Origin of the sequence: Streptomyces sp. NPDC059003, from assembly GCF_042740445.1 — a bacterium.
Classification (GTDB): domain Bacteria; phylum Actinomycetota; class Actinomycetes; order Streptomycetales; family Streptomycetaceae; genus Streptomyces.
Genome location: NZ_JBHYJH010000152.1, coordinates 591 through 19,663, shown reverse-complemented (window position 1 = coordinate 19,663; position 19,073 = coordinate 591). Strand labels below are relative to the sequence as shown.

General features: G+C 72.4%; 21 protein-coding genes and 1 pseudogene. 10 read left to right on the top strand and 12 right to left on the bottom strand.

The window, feature by feature from the left end:
* Positions 1-93 precede the first annotated feature (93 nt).
* Positions 94-1,317, top strand: a complete 1,224-nt coding sequence (locus ACFWZ5_RS35790) for a hypothetical protein (RefSeq protein ID WP_384804989.1) — start codon at positions 94-96, stop codon at positions 1,315-1,317.
* Between the two features lie 7 nt (positions 1,318-1,324).
* Entirely contained in the window at positions 1,325-1,846 is a 522-nt protein-coding gene (locus ACFWZ5_RS35785; protein ID WP_384804987.1) for a Pycsar system effector family protein, read from the top strand.
* A 26-nt stretch (positions 1,847-1,872) separates the two neighbouring features.
* Here the strand turns inward: ACFWZ5_RS35785 and cynS are convergent, their stop codons facing one another.
* Both cynS and ACFWZ5_RS35775 read right to left on the bottom strand, forming a co-directional pair.
* A complete protein-coding gene (gene cynS, locus ACFWZ5_RS35780; RefSeq protein ID WP_384804985.1) occupies positions 1,873-2,343 on the bottom strand; it encodes a cyanase in 471 nt (156 codons plus the stop codon).
* A gap of 57 nt (positions 2,344-2,400) precedes the next feature.
* Complete coding sequence (locus ACFWZ5_RS35775; RefSeq protein WP_384804983.1) at positions 2,401-3,000, bottom strand: carbonic anhydrase; 600 nt, start codon at positions 2,998-3,000, stop codon at positions 2,401-2,403.
* Positions 3,001-3,228: 228 nt separating this feature from the next.
* Here ACFWZ5_RS35775 and cynR point away from each other — a divergent pair, with 228 nt between their 5' ends.
* Entirely contained in the window at positions 3,229-4,122 is an 894-nt protein-coding gene (cynR, locus tag ACFWZ5_RS35770; RefSeq protein ID WP_384804981.1) for a transcriptional regulator CynR, read from the top strand.
* Positions 4,123-4,182: 60 nt separating this feature from the next.
* Here the strand turns inward: cynR and ACFWZ5_RS35765 are convergent, their stop codons facing one another.
* The 4 genes from ACFWZ5_RS35765 to ACFWZ5_RS35750 all read right to left on the bottom strand — a co-directional run bounded on the left by ACFWZ5_RS35765 (position 4,183) and on the right by ACFWZ5_RS35750 (position 8,499).
* Positions 4,183-4,638: a peptidoglycan-binding protein gene (locus ACFWZ5_RS35765; protein WP_384804979.1), complete on the bottom strand. Its 456-nt coding sequence runs from the start codon at positions 4,636-4,638 to the stop codon at positions 4,183-4,185.
* Between the two features lie 170 nt (positions 4,639-4,808).
* The gene (locus tag ACFWZ5_RS35760; RefSeq protein ID WP_384804977.1) at positions 4,809-5,981 is read right to left on the bottom strand and encodes an enolase C-terminal domain-like protein; all 1,173 of its coding nucleotides are present in this window, start codon (positions 5,979-5,981) and stop codon (positions 4,809-4,811) included.
* 38 nt (positions 5,982-6,019) lie between these two features.
* A complete protein-coding gene (locus tag ACFWZ5_RS35755) occupies positions 6,020-7,354 on the bottom strand; it encodes a cation:dicarboxylate symporter family transporter (RefSeq protein WP_384804975.1) in 1,335 nt (444 codons plus the stop codon).
* Between the two features lie 29 nt (positions 7,355-7,383).
* Entirely contained in the window at positions 7,384-8,499 is a 1,116-nt protein-coding gene (locus ACFWZ5_RS35750) for a mandelate racemase/muconate lactonizing enzyme family protein (RefSeq protein ID WP_384891827.1), read from the bottom strand.
* A 232-nt stretch (positions 8,500-8,731) separates the two neighbouring features.
* Between ACFWZ5_RS35750 and ACFWZ5_RS35745 the strand changes: the two genes are divergently transcribed.
* Positions 8,732-9,424 carry an FCD domain-containing protein gene (locus ACFWZ5_RS35745; protein WP_384797125.1) on the top strand — a complete coding sequence of 231 codons (693 nt, stop codon included), beginning with the start codon at positions 8,732-8,734 and terminating at the stop codon, positions 9,422-9,424.
* A gap of 71 nt (positions 9,425-9,495) precedes the next feature.
* Here ACFWZ5_RS35745 and ACFWZ5_RS35740 read toward each other — a convergent pair whose 3' ends face one another.
* From ACFWZ5_RS35740 to ACFWZ5_RS35725, 4 genes are read right to left on the bottom strand one after another with little or no spacing between them, the layout of a single operon-like run.
* Positions 9,496-9,696 carry a hypothetical protein gene (locus ACFWZ5_RS35740; protein ID WP_384797128.1) on the bottom strand — a complete coding sequence of 67 codons (201 nt, stop codon included), beginning with the start codon at positions 9,694-9,696 and terminating at the stop codon, positions 9,496-9,498.
* A 35-nt stretch (positions 9,697-9,731) separates the two neighbouring features.
* Entirely contained in the window at positions 9,732-10,403 is a 672-nt protein-coding gene (locus tag ACFWZ5_RS35735) for a LuxR C-terminal-related transcriptional regulator (protein ID WP_384797130.1), read from the bottom strand.
* Positions 10,388-11,707 (bottom strand): sensor histidine kinase, encoded by a 1,320-nt coding sequence (locus ACFWZ5_RS35730; protein WP_384797187.1) that lies wholly within the window; start codon positions 11,705-11,707, stop codon positions 10,388-10,390. The genes ACFWZ5_RS35735 and ACFWZ5_RS35730 overlap by 16 nt, the downstream gene beginning before the upstream one ends.
* Positions 11,708-11,753: 46 nt before the next feature.
* On the bottom strand, positions 11,754-12,011 hold the full coding sequence (locus ACFWZ5_RS35725; protein WP_384797133.1) for a hypothetical protein: 258 nt from the start codon (positions 12,009-12,011) through the stop codon (positions 11,754-11,756).
* A 195-nt stretch (positions 12,012-12,206) separates the two neighbouring features.
* Here ACFWZ5_RS35725 and ACFWZ5_RS35720 point away from each other — a divergent pair, with 195 nt between their 5' ends.
* Positions 12,207-12,701: a peptidylprolyl isomerase gene (locus ACFWZ5_RS35720; protein WP_384797136.1), complete on the top strand. Its 495-nt coding sequence runs from the start codon at positions 12,207-12,209 to the stop codon at positions 12,699-12,701.
* 92 nt (positions 12,702-12,793) lie between these two features.
* On the opposite strand, the gene ACFWZ5_RS35715 is transcribed toward ACFWZ5_RS35720, so the two are convergent.
* Entirely contained in the window at positions 12,794-14,341 is a 1,548-nt protein-coding gene (locus ACFWZ5_RS35715) for a PQQ-binding-like beta-propeller repeat protein (protein ID WP_384797139.1), read from the bottom strand.
* A gap of 146 nt (positions 14,342-14,487) precedes the next feature.
* Positions 14,488-15,009, bottom strand: a complete 522-nt coding sequence (locus ACFWZ5_RS35710) for a TetR/AcrR family transcriptional regulator (RefSeq protein WP_384797142.1) — start codon at positions 15,007-15,009, stop codon at positions 14,488-14,490.
* A 121-nt stretch (positions 15,010-15,130) separates the two neighbouring features.
* Here ACFWZ5_RS35710 and ACFWZ5_RS35705 point away from each other — a divergent pair, with 121 nt between their 5' ends.
* The 5 genes and pseudogenes from ACFWZ5_RS35705 to ACFWZ5_RS35685 all read left to right on the top strand — a co-directional run.
* Positions 15,131-15,940, top strand: coding sequence for a cupin domain-containing protein (locus ACFWZ5_RS35705; RefSeq protein WP_384797145.1), 810 nt, complete (start codon positions 15,131-15,133; stop codon positions 15,938-15,940).
* An 89-nt stretch (positions 15,941-16,029) separates the two neighbouring features.
* A complete protein-coding gene (locus ACFWZ5_RS35700) occupies positions 16,030-16,590 on the top strand; it encodes a hypothetical protein (protein WP_384797148.1) in 561 nt (186 codons plus the stop codon).
* Positions 16,587-17,060 carry a pyridoxamine 5'-phosphate oxidase family protein gene (locus ACFWZ5_RS35695; protein ID WP_384797151.1) on the top strand — a complete coding sequence of 158 codons (474 nt, stop codon included), beginning with the start codon at positions 16,587-16,589 and terminating at the stop codon, positions 17,058-17,060. Before ACFWZ5_RS35700 ends, ACFWZ5_RS35695 begins: the two co-directional genes overlap by 4 nt.
* Positions 17,061-17,198: 138 nt before the next feature.
* The gene (locus tag ACFWZ5_RS35690; protein ID WP_384797154.1) at positions 17,199-18,176 is read left to right on the top strand and encodes an AraC family transcriptional regulator; all 978 of its coding nucleotides are present in this window, start codon (positions 17,199-17,201) and stop codon (positions 18,174-18,176) included.
* Between the two features lie 37 nt (positions 18,177-18,213).
* Positions 18,214-18,918, top strand: a pseudogene (locus ACFWZ5_RS35685) (dioxygenase); the annotation flags it as partial.
* Between the last annotated feature and the right edge of the window lie 155 nt (positions 18,919-19,073).

Sequence of the window (19,073 nt, the reverse complement as noted above, 5' to 3'; positions counted from 1 at the left end):
CGGTGCCCCCTCCCCCCCCGTCTCACTCCAGATCAGTCTCTGCTCCGGGGCCCCGCCCGCCCCCCCCCCCCACGACCGAGGAGACGGAGTGACATGAACGCCCAGAAACCGCCGCACGCCCTGCCCGCCGCCCCCGCGGCGCCCCCCGCCCTGTTGCCGTACGCCGGGGCAGCCCCGGTGCCGTACGGCGGGGCCGCCCCTGTGCGCGCGGCCGCGCTGCCCGGCCCGGGCGCGGCCGGCCCACCGGCCAAGCCGGGACCACCGGCCGAACGCCCCGCGGCCGCACAGGAACTGGCCGGGCCCTTCCTGCGCGAGTACCGCCCCGCGTGGCCCTACAGACACAGCAGCGCCCAGGTCGCGGCCGTGCTCTACTACCGCAACCGGCCTCCCCGGGCGGTGGGGCCCGAGGGTGAGGAGAGCTTCCTGCTGCGCTGGTTCACGCGGCCCTACACCGCGTTCGAGCTGCAACTCGGCTGGCACACCGTGTCGTTCGGGGTCGAGCTGCCGGCGGCGGAGGGCGGCAGGTCCTTCCCGGCCGAGGTGCGGGTGCGCTGGCAGGTGAGCGACCCCTGCCTGGTGGCTCGGAGCCAGGTCACCGACGTCGCCGCACTGCTCGTGCCGGAACTGGAGCAGCGGCTGCGCGACGTGTCACGCCGCTACTCCATCAACCGCGCGGAAGAGGTCCGCGACGCCGTGCACGCGGCGCTGAGCGGGGAGCGCCTGGGCAGCAGGTTCGGCCTGGAGCTCGACGTGTTCGTGACGATCTCCGCGGACAAGCTGATCCAGGACCACGGCAGGAGCCTCGGCCGGGTCCTGCACCAGACGGACCTGGAACACGTCCACCAGGGGCTGCGTCAGCTCAGGGACGCCAACAAGCGGGAACTGATCAGCCGCTGGGCCACCGACTTCGAAGTGGCGCTGCGCGACGGCGACCACGCGGTGATGGCGCAGATGATGGCGCGCAACCCCAAGGACCTCGGGGAGATCCGGCAGATGTTCCGCAAGGAGCAGCGGGAACAGCGCCAGGACGGCATGGAGCTGATGTCCCGGCTGATCGACGGCGGCCTCCTCGAACGGTGGGAGCTCGGCGACCAGGCCATGGTGGTCGTGGAGTTCCTGAGGTCGAGGGAGCGCCATCTCGTCACCGATCCGCTGGGGCAGCAGGGCGACGGGGAGCCCCGGCGCGATGTCTTCTGGCGCGAGGCGGGCGGCGCGGACGGTTCGGACGTGCCGGACGACCTGGATGAGTCGGACGACCACGTGACAGAAGGAACGGGGGAGAGAGATGGCGGTCACCGGAACTCCACCACACCGTAGGCCCCTTGTGGGCGGCACCGTGGTGTCGCCGCTGTCCGAGCCGGGCTCCCGGTTCGTCACGGAGCGGCTGCTCACCTCCGTACGGGAGGAGGTCACGCGGGCCGACACCAAGGCGTCGATCCTGCTGTCGGGCAGCGTGACCCTGCCCACGCTCGCCGTGTCGGCCGCGGACGGGCGGCTCGGCTCAGGACCGCTGGGCGTGGTCGGGGCCGTGCTGTGGCTGGCGGGCATCGTGATGCTGACCCTGGTGGTGCTTCCGCGTACGAGGGCGGGGCGGGGGTACGTCCGGACGGGCGCGGGCGCGGGCGCTGTGGGGCCGGGCCCGTCGGTGACCGAGCTCCACCGCGGCGCCGGTCCTGAGGAGGTGTCGGCGGCGGTGCTCGCCGCGGGCCGTGACCCCGGGCGCTGGCTCCTCGAGCAGTCCTGCACCCTCGCGGCCATCCTGGCGGTCAAGTACCGCTGGATGCGGTGGGCGGTGGGCTGCCTGGTGGCGGGCGGGGCCGCGGTTGCGGCGACGGCGCTGGGGTGACAGCGCCGCCGCCGGCGGCCGGGGGGTCAGAAGGGCTTGGTGGGCAGGTACTTGCCGTCCAGGGTGATGACGGCGCGCTCGCCGCCTTCGGGGTCGGCGACCTTCTTCACGTCCAGCTTGAAGTTGATCGCGGAGATGATGCCGTCCCCGAACTGCTCGTGGACCAGGGCCTTGAGGGTGGTGCCGTAGACCTGGAGCATCTCGTGGAAGCGGTAGATCGTCGGGTCGGTCGGGATGCCGCCCTCGATCGAGCCGCGGGTGGGGATGGTCTGGAGGAGCAGGACGGCGTCGTCGTCCAGGCCGAGCAGCTCGGCGACGGCCCTGGCGGAGTGCTCGGGCAGGGCGTGCTGGCCGAGGACGGCGGCGGTCACGAAGGCGACCGACAGACCGGCGGCGTCGGCGATCCGCTGCCAGGACAGGTCACGGCGGGTCTTGGCCTCGACCGCGGCGACGGCGAGCTGCATGCGGGCGGTGTTGTCGAACTGTGCGTGCACCATGGGGATGCTTCCTTTCAGGAGGAGGGGAGAGGGGAGAGGGGAGAGGGAACGGCCGGTTCAGGCCGCGGCGCGGGCCCGGTGGGTGGCGCCGATGTCCTCGACGGCGCCGGTGGCGATGTCGAAGACCCAGCCGTGCAGCCGGGCGCTGCCGGAGGCCAGGGCGCGGGCCACCGAGGGGTGGGTGGCCAGGTTCGCCAGCTGCGCGGCGACGTTGTCCCGCACCAGCGCGGCCACCCGGTCCGCACCCGGGGCGGCGGTGGAGCGGGCGCGGGCGGCGTCCGCGTGGCGCAGCCAGTCGGCGACGGCCGGCGCGGCGCCGAGGTCGTGCCCCTCGGCGAGGGCGGTCATCGCGCCACAGGCGGAGTGCCCGCAGACGACGAGGTCGCGTACGCCGAGGACGCCGACCGCGTACTCGATGCTCGCGGCGGTGCCGTCGGGCCCGGGGGAGTACGCGGGGACGAGGTTTCCGGCGGTGCGAATGACGAACAGCTCGCCGGGGTCGGTCTGGGTGATCAGCTCGGGCACGACGCGGGCGTCGGAGCAGCCGATGAACAGCGTGCCGGGCCGGTGGGTGGCGGCCAGACGGGCGAAGAGCCCGGCCTTGGCGGGGAAGACGTCCCGCTGGAAGCGGTCGATTCCCGCGGCGAGGTGAGGCATGACGTACGACTCCCTTCGATAAGCGATAAGCGATAAGCGATAAGCGACAAGCGATGGGCGAGGCGATGGGCTGTGGGAAATGAGCCACGGCCCTTGGGGTGTGTCGGTGTGTCGGTGTGCGGGTGTGCCGGTGTGGGGGCCGACGTCATTCACCATGCATGACCAGCGTCTATAGCGTCCAAGACGCGTTACCACTCACAGCTATCGATGCCACCTATAGTTGTGGTCATGAAGCCGGAACTGCGTCATCTGCGCTATCTGCTCGCCGTCGCGGAGCACGCCAACTTCACCCGCGCCGCCGAAGACCTGCGCATCGCCCAGCCGACGCTCTCCCAGCAGATCCGCCAGCTGGAGAAGGCCCTCGGCGCCCAGCTCCTCGACCGCACCGGCCGCGCCGTTCGCCTGACCGACGCCGGGGAGACCTACGTCCACTACGCGCGGCGCGCGCTGCGGGACCTCGCGGCCGGGGAGCGGGCGGTCCTGGACGTGCGGGACCTCTCGCGCGGCCGGCTGCGGTTCGCGGTCACCCCCACGTTCACCGCCTATCTGACGGGCCCGCTCGTCGCCGACTTCCACACCCGGCATCCCGGCATCACCCTGGACGTACGGGAGTTGACCCAGGACCGCATCGAGGCCGACCTCCTCGGCGACCGGCTCGACCTCGGGGTCGCCTTCACCGGCACCCACCTGCCGGGCATCGAGGCCACCGCCCTGTTCACCGAGACCCTCAGCCTCGTCGTCGGCCCCCAGCACCCCGACGCGGGCCGCCGGGGCCCGGTGCCGCTCGCCGACCTGGGTGAGCGGCAACTCGCCCTGCTCAGCGGCGACTTCGCCACCCGCCGCCACATCGACCAGCACTTCGCCGCCCACGCGGTGCGGCCGCGGATCGCGGTCGAGGCCAACTCCATCACCGCGCTCACCGACATCGTGACCCGCACCCCGCTGGCCACGGTCCTCCCCGACGCCCTCACCCGCGACCACCCCCACCTGGTCCCCGTCCCCGTCACCCCCGGGATCCCCGCCCGCACGGTGACGCTGCTCCGCCGCGACAGCGCGTACCGGAGCGCCGCCGCGCGCGCCTTCGCCGACCGGACCGTCGCGTGGGCACGGGCCCTGGCGTGAGGGCGCCCGGCCGACGTCGGGCGAGTCGGCCGGGCGCTGCTGGGCGGTGCGGTCAGCGGATCACCATGCGCACTGGGGCTTGGGGTGGTACAGCCGGTACCAGGTGCTGCGGCCGACGATGTGGTCGACGCCGCCGGCCGTGCCGTTGCAGCGCTGCACGTAGCCGACGCCCGCGTAGGTGTTCTCGCCGTACCTCCCGTCCACTTCCAGGTAGTACGGGTACTTGCTGTAGACGTTGATCAGGCACTGGATCTGCCTGACCGCGTCGCCCCGGTCGTTGGGCCTGATGGTCGGGCGGGCGGAGTCCGAGATGTAGTTGCAGTTGGGCTCCCGCACGCTCGCCGGTCCTGCCGCGTCGGCCGGGCCCGCCGCGGCGGAGGGAGCGGCCGCGAGCGCACCGCCCGCCACCAGTGCCACGGAAGCGGCAGCGGTCGCAAGGCGCTTGTAGGTCGGCGCCATGTTGTGGCGGCCCCCCGAGCCCTGGGCCTTCCGGCCCGCCTTGGTCATCAAGAGCATGTTCCGGGTCCTTCCCCCTGTGGTCTGCGGCGGCCGGTGGTCAGTCGTGCCGTCGCGGTGGTTGGAACCGAGCTTGAGGGCCAGGATTTTGTCCAGCAGCCCGTTTCCGTGCCGCTGGACAAAACGCGGCGGGGCGCCGGGCGGCGCGACGGGCGGGTGTGCCGACGGGGTCACGCGTGCAGGGCGCGGAAGACCCGGTACAGCTCCGCCTTCGCCTCGAAGCCGATGCCGGGGGCGTCGGTGAGTCCGACGCGGCCGTCCTTGACGGTGGCCGTGTCGGCGAAGCCGCCGGTGGGCTGGAACTCGCCCGGGTAGGACTCGTTGCCGCCGAGACGGAAGGCCGCGGCGATGTGCAGGGAGAACTGGTGGCCGCCGTGCGGGACGCAGCGGCGCGACGACCAGCCGTGCCGCGCGAGCAGGTCGAGGACGCGGCGGTACTCGACCAGGCCGTAGCTGAGCACCGGGTCGATCTGGAGGATGTCGCGGTCCGGGCGCATGCCCGCGTAGCGCAGCAGGTTGCGGGCGTCAGCGAGGGAGAAGATGTTCTCGCCGGTGGCCAGCGGCCCGCGGTAGCGCTCGGCGAGCGCGGCGTGCAGGGCGAAGTCCAGGGGGTCGCCCGGCTCCTCGTACCAGCACAGGGCGTACGGGGCGAGGCCCTCGCCGTAGCGGAGCGCGGTGGCGAGGTCGAAGCGGCCGTTGGCGTCGACGGCCAGGCGCCCGCCGTCGCCGTCGAGGACGGTGAGCGCCGCCTCGATCCGGCGGAGGTCCGCGGCGAGGTCGGCGCCACCGATCTTGATCTTCGTGACGTGGTAGCCGAGGTCGAGGAAGCGGCGTATCTCGTCCTTGAGTTCGCGCGCGCCCTTGCCGGGGGCGTAGTAGCCGCCCGCCGCGTAGACGAACACGTCAGGGTCCGGCTCGCCGAGGCCGTAGCGGCGGGCCAGCCAGTGGTGCAGCGGCAGCTCGTCGAGCTTGGCGGCGAGGTCGAACAGGGCCATGTCGACGACGCCGACGGCGACGGGCCGTTCGCCGTGCCCGCCGGGCTTCTCGTCGCGCGTCATCACCTCCCACGCCCGCGCCGGGTCGATGGTCGTCCCGTCGTCGGTGAGCAGGTCGCCGGGCGGGGCGTCGAGCAGCCGGGGGACGACGCGGCGGCGCAGGATCTCGCCCACGCTGTAGCGGCCGTTGGAGCTGAAGCCGTAGCCGACCACCGGCCGCCCGGCGCGCAGCACGTCGGACACGACGGCGACGACCGAGCAGTCCATGTGCCGGAAGCTGACGTAGGCGTTGCTGATGGCCGAGCCGATCGGCACGGTGCCCTCGTGGACGGCGGTGATCCGCGGCACGGGCTGCCTCCTGGGGTGCGTCGGGGAGTGGGGCGGTGTCAGGGAGTACGTCTCGGGGCGCGTCGTCGCCCGACGGTCCTGGCCAGCCGGTCCTCGTCGATCCCGCCGGGTTCCCAGCGCGCGACGGCGAGGGTGGCGACGGCGTTGCCGAGCACGTTGGTCAGCGCCCGCATGAGGGAGAGGAAGCGCTCGACGGACAGGATGAGCGCGAGCCCGGCGACGGGGATGAAGGACACCGCGGCGATCAGGTTCGCGAGCGTGACGAACGCGGACCCGGTCACGCCCGCGGTCCCCTTGGACAGGAAGAGGAACACCAGGAACAGCGTGACCTGGTCGGCGAGGCTCAGCTCGACGCCGTACACCTGGGCGATGAACACCGCGGACATGGGCACCACGACCGCGACGCCGTCCAGGTTGAACGAGTAGCCCGTCGGCACGACGAGCCCGACGATGTCGCGCTTGCAGCCGAACTGTTCGAGGCGCGCCATCAGGTGCGGCATGACGGCCTCCGACGAGGACGTGCCGAGCACGACGACCAGCTCCGGGCGGAGCCCGCGGACGAGCCGCGGCAGGGACACCCCGATGACGCGGGTGACCGTGCCGAGGACGAGGGTCAGGAAGACGAGCAGCGTGGCGAACGCGAGGCCCACGTACTTCATCAGCGCGGTGAGGGCCTCCGGGCCGTACTCCCCGACGGTGTACGACACGGCGCCGAAGACGCCGACCGGGGCGAGGCGGATGACCATCCCGATGATGCGGAAGAAGACGTCGGCGAGGATGCCGCAGCCGTGCAGGACCGGATCGGTCCGGGACTTGGGCAGGTGCAGGAGCGCGACGGCGAAGAGGATCGCGAACACCAGGACCTGGATGATGTCGCCGGTGGCGAAGGAGTCCACCACGTTGTGCGGCACCAGGCCGAGCAGGAACTCGCCGACCGACTTCTCCTTCGCGCCCTCGACGTAGGAGTCGAGGTCACCGGAGGCCCCGGCGGGCGGCGCCACCCCCGCGCCGGGACGGAAGAGGTTGATCGACACCATCCCGAGGAGCGTGCCGACGGTGGTGACGATCTCGAAGTACACGACGGACTTCAGCGCGATCCGGCCCGCGGCCTTCATGCCGCCGACCGACACGATCCCCGTCACGACGACGAGGAACACGATCGGCGGGATGGTGAGCCGTACGAGCGAGATGAACGCGTCCGCGAGCGGTTTGAGGTCGGCGGCGGTGCCCGGTGCGAGGATCCCGAACACGGCGGCGGCGACGGCCGACGCGAGGACCTGCAGGCCGGTGTTGCCCGCGGCCCGCAGCCAGCGCGGTCGCTCCTGCGGGCTTTCGGCCGTGGTCGTGGTGCCGTTCTCGGTCTGGCTGCTCATGGGTCTCGGCCACCCTTCCGAGCACCGGGTCACATGTCCGGCAGGAGGGTGTCGCGGAGCGCGTCGCGGTCGACGCTGAGGCCGAGGCCCGGCTTGTCCGGGATCGTCAGGCGGCCGCCGTGGGGGCGCGGTGAGTCGGGGAAGAGGAGTGCGCCGACCTGGGCCATGCCCAGGTGCCACTCCAGGATCCAGCCGTTCATGAGTCCCGCCAGCGTGTGCATGTTGACCAGCGGCCAGCCGCCGCCGTGTGCCACCGGCAGGTTGTAGATCTGCGCCAGGTGCGCGGCCTTGCGGGCCTCGGTGAACCCGCCGCAGTAGCACGCGTTGGGCTGCAGGATGTCGACCGCCTGGTGGTCGACCAGCTCGCGCAGGCGCCAGCGGTGCCCCTCCATCTGCCCGGCGGCGAGCGGTATGCGGGTGTGGGCGCGCAGGTCAGCCATGGCGCGGGCGTCGTTCTGGTGCAGGGGCTCCTCGAACCAGGTGAGGTCGCAGTCCTCGACGGCCCGGCACAGCAGTTTCGCGTCGGTCGGGCTGAGTAGGTAGTTGGCGTCGATCATGATGTCGACGCCGTCGCCGACGGCCTCCCGGACCGTGCGCACCCGGGCGGCGTCCTCCCGCCAGCCGCCCTCGTCCACGCCGACGACCAGCTTCAGCGCGCTGAAGCCCGCCGCCCGTTGGAGCCGCGCGGCCTCGGCGAGCTGATCGCGGTCGTACTGCGGGAACCCGAACGTCACATACGCCGGCAGCTCCGTCCTGGCCCCGCCGAGCAGGCCCGCCACCGACCGTCCGGCGTGCTGGCCCGCGATGTCCCACAGCGCGATGTCGAGCAGGGACAGGGCGCTCGACACGACGCCGGTCATCGCCCTCGGGTTGAGCGCGCGCCAGATCCGCTGGTGCACGGCCTCGATCTCGCGGGGGTCCAGATCAAGCACGGCCGGCAGGAAGTGCCGTTCGAGCGCGGCGACCACCGACCGCGCCAGGAAGTGCCCGGTGAGCGCGACACCGGTGACGCCCTCGTCCGTCTCCACCTCGCAGAAGACGAACTCCCTCTGCTCCGCACGGCCGTAGCCGGCGACCTTCCCGCTCAGCAGCGGCACCTCGATGGAGGTGGTGTGCACGCTCGCCCGGATGTCCTTGATCCTCATTCCGCACCCCTCGGGGTCTCGGCGGCCCTATGGCGTGGGTCACAGTCTGGGACCGGGAATCGTAAACTGTCAACGATTTGCTTTTCGTGCGCAGCCGCGCTATCCGCGCCCGGGTGCGCGGCGCGACGCCGCGTCAGTCCAGGTCAAGTCAGTGCGATGAGGGGCATGGAGCGGTGATGGTAAATTGTCGACAGTTTTTGTCTCCGCCGTCCCGAGGAGGTCCGGACCCACCGTGCGGGAGAACTCCGATGCGATGACGGCGCTCCAGCGCCGCATGGCCGAGCGGCAGTCGAGCTCGCTGCCCCACATGATCGTCGAGGAACTGGAGCGGATGATCATCACGGGGGTGCTGAGCGGCGGCGACCGGATCAACGAGTCCGCGCTCGCCATGCGCCTGGGCGTCAGCCGCGGCCCGGTCCGTGAGGCCTGCCGCCACCTGGAGCGCAGCCGCCTGGTGGAGTTCCGCGCCAACCGCGGCATGTTCGTCCGCGAGATCACCGTCGACGAGGCCGCCCAGCTCTACGACATCCGCGCCAGCCTCTTCGGCCTCGCCGGGCGCCTCGCCGCCGCGCGGGTCGACGCGGACGAGGCTGCGGCGCTGCGGGCCAAGGCGCGGCAGCTGGACGAGGCCGACACCACGGACGACTACTACCCCCGGAACGTCGAGCTCCACCGGCACCTGGTCGGCCTGTCCGGCAACCCGCGGCTGGTCGAGCTCTACGACGCCGTCTCCAAGGAACTGCATCTGTTCCGCCGCCACGGCCTGGAGTCGGACGCCGCCCGGCGCACCTCCAACGACCAGCACCGACGCATCATCGACCACCTGGAGTCGGGCAACGGCGAGGAGGCCGCCCACCTGATGGAGGCACACATCATCGCGGGCAAGAACCGCATGCTGGCCGAGCAGGGCCAGGCGCGCCCCTAGGCGACGTTGACCGGTCCGACCCGGCGGGGCTCAGACCTTCCACCGGGCCCGGAACGCCCGCCGGGCCGTATTCAGAACAGCGCGTCCTGGTCCGGCTCCTCGCGGGTCAGCGGGGCGACGTCCTCGCCCCGCCACTTCGCCTCCAGGTGCTTGCGCCAGCCCTGCGGCGGCGGCCACGGCACGCCCCATTCGGCGAGCTGCTTCTTCGTCCAGCCGCCGCCGGTGGTCTGCGCGGCGGTCACTTCGTCGGGGGAGGGTATGTAGCTGGGCATGACGCGATCATGCCCAGCACGGGCCCCCGTATCACTCACTGTTCCGGCCACTGTTGCGGCCCGGCCGCGCCGAGATAGGTGAGCACGGCGCGGACCCGGCGGTTGGTGTCGTCGTCCGCGGTCAGGCCGAGCTTGGCGAAGATCGTGGTCGTGTACTTGCTGATGGCGCCCTCGCTGAGGAAGAGCCGGCCCGCGATCGCCGCGTTGGACAGGCCCTCGGACATCAGCTCGAGGACCTGGCGCTCCCGCTCGGAGAGCGTGGCGAGCGGGTCGGCCCGCCCGGGGCGGCCCAGGAGTTTCGCGACCACCGCCGGGTCGAGCGCCGTGCCGCCGTCGGCGACACGGCTCAGGGCGTCCATGAACTGGCCGGAGTCCAGGACGCGGTCCTTGAGCTGGTAGCCCACGCCACCGTGCTCGTCGGCGAGGAGCTCGCGCGCGTACAGCTGCTCCACGTGCTGGGACAGGATGAGCACGGGCAGGCCGGGCACCTCCCGGCGGGCGGCGAGCGCGGCCTGGAGCCCTTCGTCGGAGAACGTCGGCGGCAGCCTGACGTCCACGATCGCCACGTCGGGCCGGTGGCCGATCAGCGCGTCGAGCGTGGCGGGGCCCGTCTCGACCGCCGCGACCACCTCGTGCCCGTACGCCTGGAGGAGCCGGACCAGGCCGTCGCGCAGCAGGAACAGGTCTTCGGCTACGACAACGCGCATGGCACCGCCACAGTGATGCGGGTGGGGCCCCCGGGAGGGCTCTCGATCTCCAGGCGGCCGCTGAACGCCGCCATCCGCCGCTCGATCCCGCTGAGCCCGGAGCCCGCCGACGCGGCCGCTCCGCCGATCCCGTCGTCGGTCACGGTCGCGGTGAGCGTCCGCTCCGCGTAGCCGAGGTCGACCGTCGCCCCGGTGGCGCGGGCGTGCTTGCCCACGTTCGCGAGGAGTTCCGCGACGGCGAAGTAGACCGCCGACTCGACGGGCCGCTCGGGCCGGGAGGTCACCGTGCTGTGCACGACGACCTCGACGGGCGCGTCGAGGGCCAGGGCCCGCACGGCGTCCACCAGGCCGCGCTCGACGAGCACGGGCGGGTTGATGCCGCGGACCAGCGCCCGCAGTTCGGCGAGCGCGGCGGCCGACGACGCGCGGGCCTCGGCCAGGATCGCCTTCGTGGCGTCGGGGTCGGCGTCGACGAGCCGCGCGGCGGCCTCCATCGACATGCCCATCGTGAGAAGCCGGGCCTGGGCGCCGTCGTGCAGCCCCCGCTCGATCCGCTCAAGCTCGGCCGCCTGAGTCTGCGTCAGGTCCGCTCGGATGGCTTCCAGCTCCTTCACTCGCTGCCCGAGCCGCGTGTGCGGAACGGGTCCGAGGAAGCGAACAGCCACGGGCCCGGAGATCTTCCACGCGAAGGGAGCGGCGGCCAGACCGGCGGCGATCACGGCGAGCCCGTAGCCGAGCAGTCCGGGCGCGAGCGCCAGATACGCTCCGCCGGCGAGCCCGAGCAACGGCAGGGCCGCGACCGGAAGCACCGTCACACCGGCGACCAGGGCCCACAGCCCGTCCCAGTGCAGCTGCGGATCGTGGAAGCGGGCGTGCACCTTGGCGCGGCGGCGCGCCTCCCGCTCGGAGCGGTGGTACTCGTGGCCGTCCCACCAGTAGCCCGTGGCCAGGCGGGTGACCGGCGGCACCGGGCGGTAGCTCACGTCGACGCGCAGCCCGAGCCAGCGCTCCGCGCACCGGCGCGCGGTCCGGGCGAGGGCCCGGCTGGTCAGCGCGTGCACGACCCAGAGGGCCACGGCGATCCACAGGACCACCACCAGCGTCTCCCCGACGGCCGCGAGCGCCCGGAGCGCGAGCGGCGCGGTCGACCCCTCGGACCAGGAGTACGCAAGCCGGGCGCCGCCGAAGCCGACGGCCGCCGCCACCACGGGCATCAGCCAGGTGAGCCCGACAAGCACCACGGACCGGTACAGCCCGAGCACGATCCCGGCCCCCCAGCGCGGGGGACCCCCTCCCACAGCCATGTTCACCCGCCCGACTCTATGGCCATGACACCTATCGTGCGCTGCCTCACCTGGCCTGGGCCTTTCCCGCACGGGTCGGCTCACCGCCGACGGCAGGGCGGCCGTCGTCCCGGCGGGCGCGCCGCTCGCCGACGACGGCGGTCGCCCACGTCACGGCGCCGATCACCGCAAGGACGACGCCATGGACGAGCAGCCAGGCCGCCACGGCGGCCGCGGCGACGACCGCGAGGCCCGCGGCCACCAGGACAAGACCGGTGATCCGCCGGGCACGAGGGCTGAGGCGGCGCAGCAGAAAGAAGATCATGGTTCGTTCTCCGATTCCCCGGGCGGTACTCGATCCGCCCGGCCGACACCGGAGAACGTACGGTCGGCCGATCCGCGCCTGATATCCCGCTGGACCCCGTGAGGGGTGGGTCTGGACCCACCCCTGCGCAGCCGTCATGACCTGGGAGGGGGTGCTGGTTCGACCTGCGAGGGAGGGTCGTGGAGAATCAGGGCCATGAGTGAAAATGTCTACTTCAACGTGTCGGCCAACGGCGAGAGCCTCGGCCGTATTGTCTTCCGCCTTTTCGACGACGTCGTGCCGAAGACGGCCCGGAACTTCCGCGAGCTGGCCACCGGCCAGAACGGCTTCGGCTACAAGGGCTCGCCCTTCCACCGCGTCATCCCCGAGTTCATGCTCCAGGGCGGTGACTTCACCAACGGCAACGGCACCGGTGGCAAGAGCATCTACGGCGAGAAGTTCGCCGACGAGAACTTCGAGCTCAAGCACGACCGGCCGTTCCTCCTGAGCATGGCCAACGCGGGCCCGGGCACCAACGGCTCGCAGTTCTTCGTCACGACCGTGGTGACCCCGTGGCTGGACGGCAAGCACGTCGTCTTCGGTGAGGTCGTCGAGGGCGAGGACGTCGTCAAGGCGATCGAGGCCCTCGGCAGCCGCTCCGGCACCACCGCCAAGAAGATCGTGATCGACGAGAGCGGCACCGTCGCCTGATCCGGTCGCCCGACGCGTCGGGCGACCGCACCGGCCCCTGCCGCTTCCCGTGGACGCGATCCGTCCGGACCCGGGAGGCGGCAGGGGCCGTTTCACGGTCTGAGCGCGAGGGCGGGCGGATAGGCGTCGCCGTTGGAGTTGACGACGACCCAGGTGTCGCCGGACTTGAGCAGGTACGAGCCGCTCTCGATCCTCCGGTCGACGTCCCGCAGCATGGCCCCGTCGTCCTCGCCCCGACGGTCTCCCTGGTCGGAGAGCGTCCACAGCCGGTCGTTGACTCCGAGCACGGCCACCTGGCCCTTGCCCGCGGGTGACAGGGCGGCCACGGGTGTGCCGAGGCCGGTGCGCCACAGATGGCGCCCGTCGCGCAGCGAGTACGCGGAGACCCGTTCCGGGTCGTCGGCGCCGGGCTCGGTGGCCGCGACGATCAGCGCGTCGCCGCTGACCACGGCATGCAGCGGGGGCCGGGCGGCGAAGCCGACGCCTTCCGGGACGACGCTCAGGTCCTCCTCGTCGGCGGCCAGCGGAATGCGGACCGGCTCGCCGCCCGAGCGGCCGTAGGAAAGCACCGCGGCGACGCCCCGCTTGTCGTCCTCCTTCACCAGCAGGACGAACGGGTCGGCCGAGACCACCAGGACCGTGTTCACGGAACTCTCCACGGGCAGCGCGCGGCGGCTCTCCTCCTTGCCGGTGGCGCTGTCCAGGGTCACCAACTCCGCCGAGCGGAACGTGCCGTGCTCGGTGCAGCTCACGACGACCCTCGTGGTGCCGCCCGCCGCGGAGGCCACCTTGGGCTGGCACCGCACGCCCCGCTCGGCGGCGCGGGGCCCGGTCAGCTTCGTACGCCAGCGGGGCGCGCCGTCGGCGAGGCCGTAGCCGCGGACCGCACCGTCCGCGAGGGCCACGGCCACGCCCGCGTCAGCCGTGAGCAGGCCGTCGGTGGCCGCGGTGAACTCGGGCACACCGCTGATCCGCCGCTCCCACACCTTGCGGCCGGTGCGGACGTCGACGCCCCACACCGTGTCGCACCGCTGGTGATAGCGCCCGAAGGCGACCAGGCCGATGCCGTCGACGACCGCGTCGCTCATGCCGCACACGGACGCCCGCGCCGGGGCCTTGAGATCCCAGCCGCGGTCGCCGTCCTGTGAGGCGTAGGCGACGAGGGCGTCACTGCGGACCCGCACCACGGTGGCGGAGTCCTCGCCCACGCTCCACACCCCGAGCCCGCGCACCGTGGACGGGCGGTCCCGCTGGCCCTGCCACGCGGAGTCGAGCACCGGGCCGCGCATCCACGCGTACGCCTCCCAGCCCGGCCACAGCGCGATCAGCACACCCGCCGCCAGCAGGGACACGGGCACCGCAGGGCCGAACCGGAACCGGCTGAACACGGAGAGCGCGGCGATCGCACTGATGACACCCGCAAAGCTGAACAGGAAGGCGAGCAGGATCGTCGGCACGGTGCCGTCCGGGCAGGAAGGCCCCCTGCTCCCACAGGAGTTGCCGGGGATGGACGTCCACCCCAGATAGTGGAACTCCGCCGCGAGCCCGATGGCCGCCCCCGCTGCCGCCACCGCGAGGCCCGCCAGTATCGGCGCACGCCCCGTGCGCGGCCGTCCGTCCTCGACCACATCCGCCCCCACTGTCCCGTTCCCCGGCGCTCCCCAGCGCCACCCCGACACGTCGAAGGGGCGCTGGATCTTAACGCCCCCGGGAGGTCCAGGTCAGCAGCAACACGCGCACGCGCCGCGCTTGTTGATCCCGCGTCGGGCGGTGCTTCGGTACGACGTCACTGGCCCGCGCCGCTCCGGGGGGCGAGGCCCGCGAGGGTGATGTCGATGAATCGCTTCCAGTCGCCGAGGTGCGCGCGGGTGACGGTGGCCAGGGCTCCCACGATCATGTAGAGGTCGCCGAAGGTGGTGTCGGGGCTCAGGGTGCCGTCGCTCCTGCCCCGTTCGATCAGCTCGGTGGTCAACTCCTTGAGGTCGGCCTCGACCTGGCCGCGCGGGGCGGTGTGGCCCAGGGCGGTCTCGATCGTTTGCGAGAGCGTACGTCCGTCCTCGTGCACCTGGCCGATGTGGAGCAGGAAGCGGCGCAGGGCGTCGCGGGCGTTCGGGGCGGCCGGGAGCTCCGTGCGCGCGAACGTGAGCATGTCGACGAAGCGCTGTTCGGCGAGGGCCTCGATGAGGGCCTGACGGGTGGGGAAGTGCCGGTAGACGGTGCCGACGCCGACGCCCGCCGTCCTGGCCACCTCGGCCATCTGGACCTCGTCGCCGCGTTCGGCGAAGAGGCGGCCGGCCGCTTCCAGCACGCGGGTGCGGTTGCGTCCCGCGTCACTTCGGGTGCGTCGGGGAGGGGTTGACATACGGCAGGGGTCCTCTACATAGTCAAAACGGAATCGGATTCCGCTTCCGATTCCAGAAGGGTACTCCGTGTCCAAGGATCGTTTCATTCTGCTCGACGCCGATGCCTCCCGCCCGAGCCGCACCCCACTGCCGCCGTCCGTCACGGTCAAGGCCGGTGCCGACGACACCGAGGGGAGGTTCTCCCTCCTCGAGATCCGGGGTGAGGGCGCCGCACTCCTGCATCTCCACGACACGTTCGACGAGTTCGTCCATGCGCTGCACGCCGTCTACGTCCTCGAAGGGGAGCTGGGCGTCGAGGTCGACGGCACCACGCACCGGCTCACCTCCGGGATGTCCGCGCTGCTGCCGTGCGGGATCGCGCACACCCTGCGGAGCCTGTCCGACGCGCCGGTCCATGTGCTCCAGCTCTCCGCCCCCGGCGACAAGGGGAACGCTGTCGTGCTGGACCGGGGCGAGGCGCGGCCCGGCCGCGTCCCGGTGCCGCCCGCGTTCGCCGTCAAGGCCCGCGCCGACGACACGGAAGGCCGCTTCTCGCTCCTGGAGGTGACCGTCGCCCAGGCCATACCCCGGCATGTGCACCACGAGGCCGAGGAGGGGGTCTATGTGCTCGACGGAGAGCTGACCGTCGAGTTCGACGACCGCGAGCACACCGCCACTCGGGGGCAGTTCGTGCTGCTGCCGCATGGCGTCCCGCACGCGCTGCGCCCCGGCTCCGGGCGGCCCCCCAAGGTCATCCAGATCTCCGCCCCCGGCGGCTGGGAGTGCTTCGTCGAGGACCTGATCGAAGCCAGGGCCGAAGTCGGCGCCGGCGGCAGGCTCGACCCGGCCAAGCTCAACGCCGTCGCCGCCAAGTACCAGATCACCTACGAGGAGTGATGGGCCGTCAGCCATCGGCACCGGCCGGCCGTCAGTTATCCGCTCACCCGGGTCCAGCGATCACACACCCCCGAGGAAGGGGCCAGCGCATGTCCGACGCACACCTGTCCGGCGCCACGGAACGGTCCGAACCGACCACGAGAGTCTGGTCCGTCGTGACCCTCTTCGCCAGGCTGGCGCTCTCGGCCGGATTCCTGTCGGCCGTGGCCGACCGGTTCGGGCTCTGGGGCGACGCGGGCACGGGCGACGTGACCTGGGGCACCTACGACGCCTACCTGGACTACGTGCACGACCTCGCGCCGTATCTGCCGGACCCGCTCGTGGACCTCGCGGGCGGGGGCGCCACGGCCGCCGAGCTGATCCTGGGCCTCACGCTGCTCTTCGGGGTCGCGCTGCGCTGGTCGGCCTGGCTCGGCGGGGCCGTCCTGCTCGTCTTCGCCCTGTCGATGTTCTTCTTCAACGGCGTCCAGTCCCCGTTCAACGCCTCGGTGTTCGCCGCCGCCTCCGCGATCCTGCTCCTGGCGCTCGCCCCGCGCTCCGCGTACGCCTTCAGCCTGGCCCCGCACCTCGGCCCGAACCCGCCCGGCGTGCTCGCGTCCCTGACCGGCGGCGCCCCGACGGCGAAGCGCACCCGCCAGGAGGTCAAGTGAGCGTCATCGACGCCGACATGCGGCGCGTCGTGGCGGACGCGAAGCTGTGCTTCGTCGCCACCGTCCGGCCGGACGGATCGCCCAACCTGTCCCCGAAGGGCTCGCTGCGGGTGTACGACGACGAGCACCTCGCGTTCATGGACATCGCGTCGCCGCAGACGGTCACCGACCTCGTCGCCGACCCGCGCGTCGAGATCAACGCCGTCGACTTCGTCCGCCGTCGCGGCTACCGCTTCACCGGGACCGCGACCCTCCACGACCCCGCAAGCCCCGTGCACGACTGGCTGAACGCCTGGCTCCTGGAAAAGAACGGCCCCGGCTACCCCGCCCACCAGGCCGTCCTCGTCCACGTCGGCCGGGCCCGGCCCCTCGTCTCGCCCGCCTACACCTACGGCGGCGCCGACGAGCGGAGTCTGGTCGACGCGTGGTCGGCCGCGTATGCGATCGGCGCGACGGGCAAGTTGGCCTGAGATGCGCCTGGCCCCTCACTCCTGACATGTCATGGTGGAAGAACCCCACGATTGGTCTGGACCTGACAAGTTGGTGGTGGTCACGGACGGAGACCGGCCGTGACCGTGGCCGAAGGCGTCAGGGTGAGGAGCGTACGCATGCGCGGGACCACAGTCTTGCCCGGCGGTCCGGGGAACGGCAGCGAGCCGGAGCGGGGCGGGTTCCCGGTCCACCGGCTCGAGGTGCCCATGCCCAACACGCTGCCCTTCGCGATCGGGACCTTCGACTCCATGGGCCCGATGTCGCGGGCGTCGTTCCCGCACCGGCACACCTTCCACGAGATCGTCTACGTCACCGGCGGCACCGGTCACCACGTGGTCGACCTGGCCCGGTTCGCGCTGCGCCCGCCGCACCTGTGCTTCATCGCGCCGGGCCAGGTGCACTACTGGGACGACGTGCGGGGGCTCGAAGGGTGCGTGATCCTCTTCACCGACGACTTCCTGCTCGAACACCCCGCGGACGTGGACGTGCTGCGGAGCCTCGGCCGGAGGTCCTGCCTCGAACTGCCCGACCGGGACGCCTCCTGGGTGGGGCGGCTCGTCGCCGACCTGGACCACGAGTACCGGACCGGGGCCGAGGGCTTCCGCGGCGTCCTGCGGGCGCTGCTGCACGTCCTCGTCGTGCGCGCGGCCCGGCTGCCCGCTCCGGAGCGGGTGCACCGGCACCCCGCGACGGAGCCGGGACCGGAGGCCGCCGCCCGGCCCGCGCCGGTGGCCGCCGAGTTCGTCACCATGCTGGGCGCGCCGCAGGCGCCGATGTGGTCGGTGCGCGAGTGCGCGACGCGCCTCGGGGTCTCGGTGAGCTACCTCAGCGAGGCCGTGAAGGCGTCCATGGGCCGCACCCCCGGCGAACTGCTCCGCCAGGCCCGTGTGCACGAGGCCAAACGCCTCCTGGTCTGCACGGAGTTGACGGTGCGCCAGGTGGCCGACCGGGTCGGGTTCACCGACCCCGCGTACTTCTGCCGCTTCTTCCGCCGCGAGACCGGCGCCAGTCCGGGGGACTTCCGGCGCGGCGGTGGCGATATTCACCACGACCACCGGATTCCGTCCATCGCCCGGGGCGCGCGCTCCTCGTAGCTTCTAAGCCGTTCCCGACCCCCACACAGGAGGAACGATGGACGGCGACACGCGCGCGAACGGGCACGGCACGGGTGAGCAGACACCCGGCGCGGACGGCACGGACCCCGGCGGCACGGGCCCGAGCCGCAAGACGGTGCTGAAGGCCGCGCTGGCCGCGGGCATCGCCGTACCGGTGTCCATGATCGCCGTGCCCGCCCTGGCCCGCACCGCGGCGGACCACGGCGAGGCGCCCGAGCTGACCCCGCCGTGCGACGACGGCGACCAGCCGACGATCCCGCAGACGGAAGGCCCCTACTTCAAACCGAACTCCCCGCTCCGCAACAACCTCATAGAACCCGGCGCGCAGGGCATCCGCCTCACCGTCACCGGCTATGTCTTCGGCCGGGCCTGCAAGCCGATCGGCCAGTGCCTGCTCGACTTCTGGCAGGCCGACGCGCGCGGCGCCTACGACAACGTGACCTACCGGTACCGCGGCCACCAGTTCACCGACGCCAACGGCGCGTTCAAGCTCACCACGCTCTTCCCCGGCCTCTACCCCGGGCGCACCCGCCATCTGCACGTCAAGCTGCAGGCACCCAACCGTCCGATCCTCACGACGCAGCTCTACTTCCCCGGCGAGCCGCGCAACAACACCGACCCGATCTTCGACGCCCGGCTGCTCATGAACGTACGCAACGTGGGCGGCGCGAAGGAGGCGGAGTTCGACTTCGTCCTGAACGTGCCTCAGGGGGCGGCGCCCGCCCGCTGATCGCCCGTAGGAGTGGACCGGGGCGTGGGCGCGCCGGTCCCGCCCGCCGGCACTGCCAGGATCGTGGGGGCCCCGGGGGGCCCGGGGCCCCCGCCGGCCCAAACCGGCGTGTGTGGGAGTTTTAGGTATTGGTGGGGAGAGAGTGT

Bases quoted from the DNA above. Each gene is read 5' to 3' on its own strand.
- cynR (WP_384804981.1), top strand. From the start codon at position 3,229: ATGAAGCCGGAACTGCGTCATCTGCGCTATCTGCTCGCCGTCGCGGAG.
- cynS (WP_384804985.1), bottom strand. From the start codon at position 2,343: ATGGTGCACGCACAGTTCGACAACACCGCCCGCATGCAGCTCGCCGTC.
- ACFWZ5_RS35690 (WP_384797154.1), top strand. From the start codon at position 17,199: ATGCGCGGGACCACAGTCTTGCCCGGCGGTCCGGGGAACGGCAGCGAG.
- ACFWZ5_RS35750 (WP_384891827.1), bottom strand. From the start codon at position 8,499: ATGAGGATCAAGGACATCCGGGCGAGCGTGCACACCACCTCCATCGAG.
- ACFWZ5_RS35700 (WP_384797148.1), top strand. From the start codon at position 16,030: ATGTCCGACGCACACCTGTCCGGCGCCACGGAACGGTCCGAACCGACC.
- ACFWZ5_RS35740 (WP_384797128.1), bottom strand. From the start codon at position 9,696: ATGCCCAGCTACATACCCTCCCCCGACGAAGTGACCGCCGCGCAGACC.
- ACFWZ5_RS35730 (WP_384797187.1), bottom strand. From the start codon at position 11,707: ATGGCTGTGGGAGGGGGTCCCCCGCGCTGGGGGGCCGGGATCGTGCTC.
- ACFWZ5_RS35790 (WP_384804989.1), top strand. From the start codon at position 94: ATGAACGCCCAGAAACCGCCGCACGCCCTGCCCGCCGCCCCCGCGGCG.
- ACFWZ5_RS35720 (WP_384797136.1), top strand. From the start codon at position 12,207: ATGAGTGAAAATGTCTACTTCAACGTGTCGGCCAACGGCGAGAGCCTC.
- ACFWZ5_RS35755 (WP_384804975.1), bottom strand. From the start codon at position 7,354: ATGAGCAGCCAGACCGAGAACGGCACCACGACCACGGCCGAAAGCCCG.
- ACFWZ5_RS35735 (WP_384797130.1), bottom strand. From the start codon at position 10,403: ATGCGCGTTGTCGTAGCCGAAGACCTGTTCCTGCTGCGCGACGGCCTG.
- ACFWZ5_RS35775 (WP_384804983.1), bottom strand. From the start codon at position 3,000: ATGCCTCACCTCGCCGCGGGAATCGACCGCTTCCAGCGGGACGTCTTC.
- ACFWZ5_RS35765 (WP_384804979.1), bottom strand. From the start codon at position 4,638: ATGCTCTTGATGACCAAGGCGGGCCGGAAGGCCCAGGGCTCGGGGGGC.
- ACFWZ5_RS35725 (WP_384797133.1), bottom strand. From the start codon at position 12,011: ATGATCTTCTTTCTGCTGCGCCGCCTCAGCCCTCGTGCCCGGCGGATC.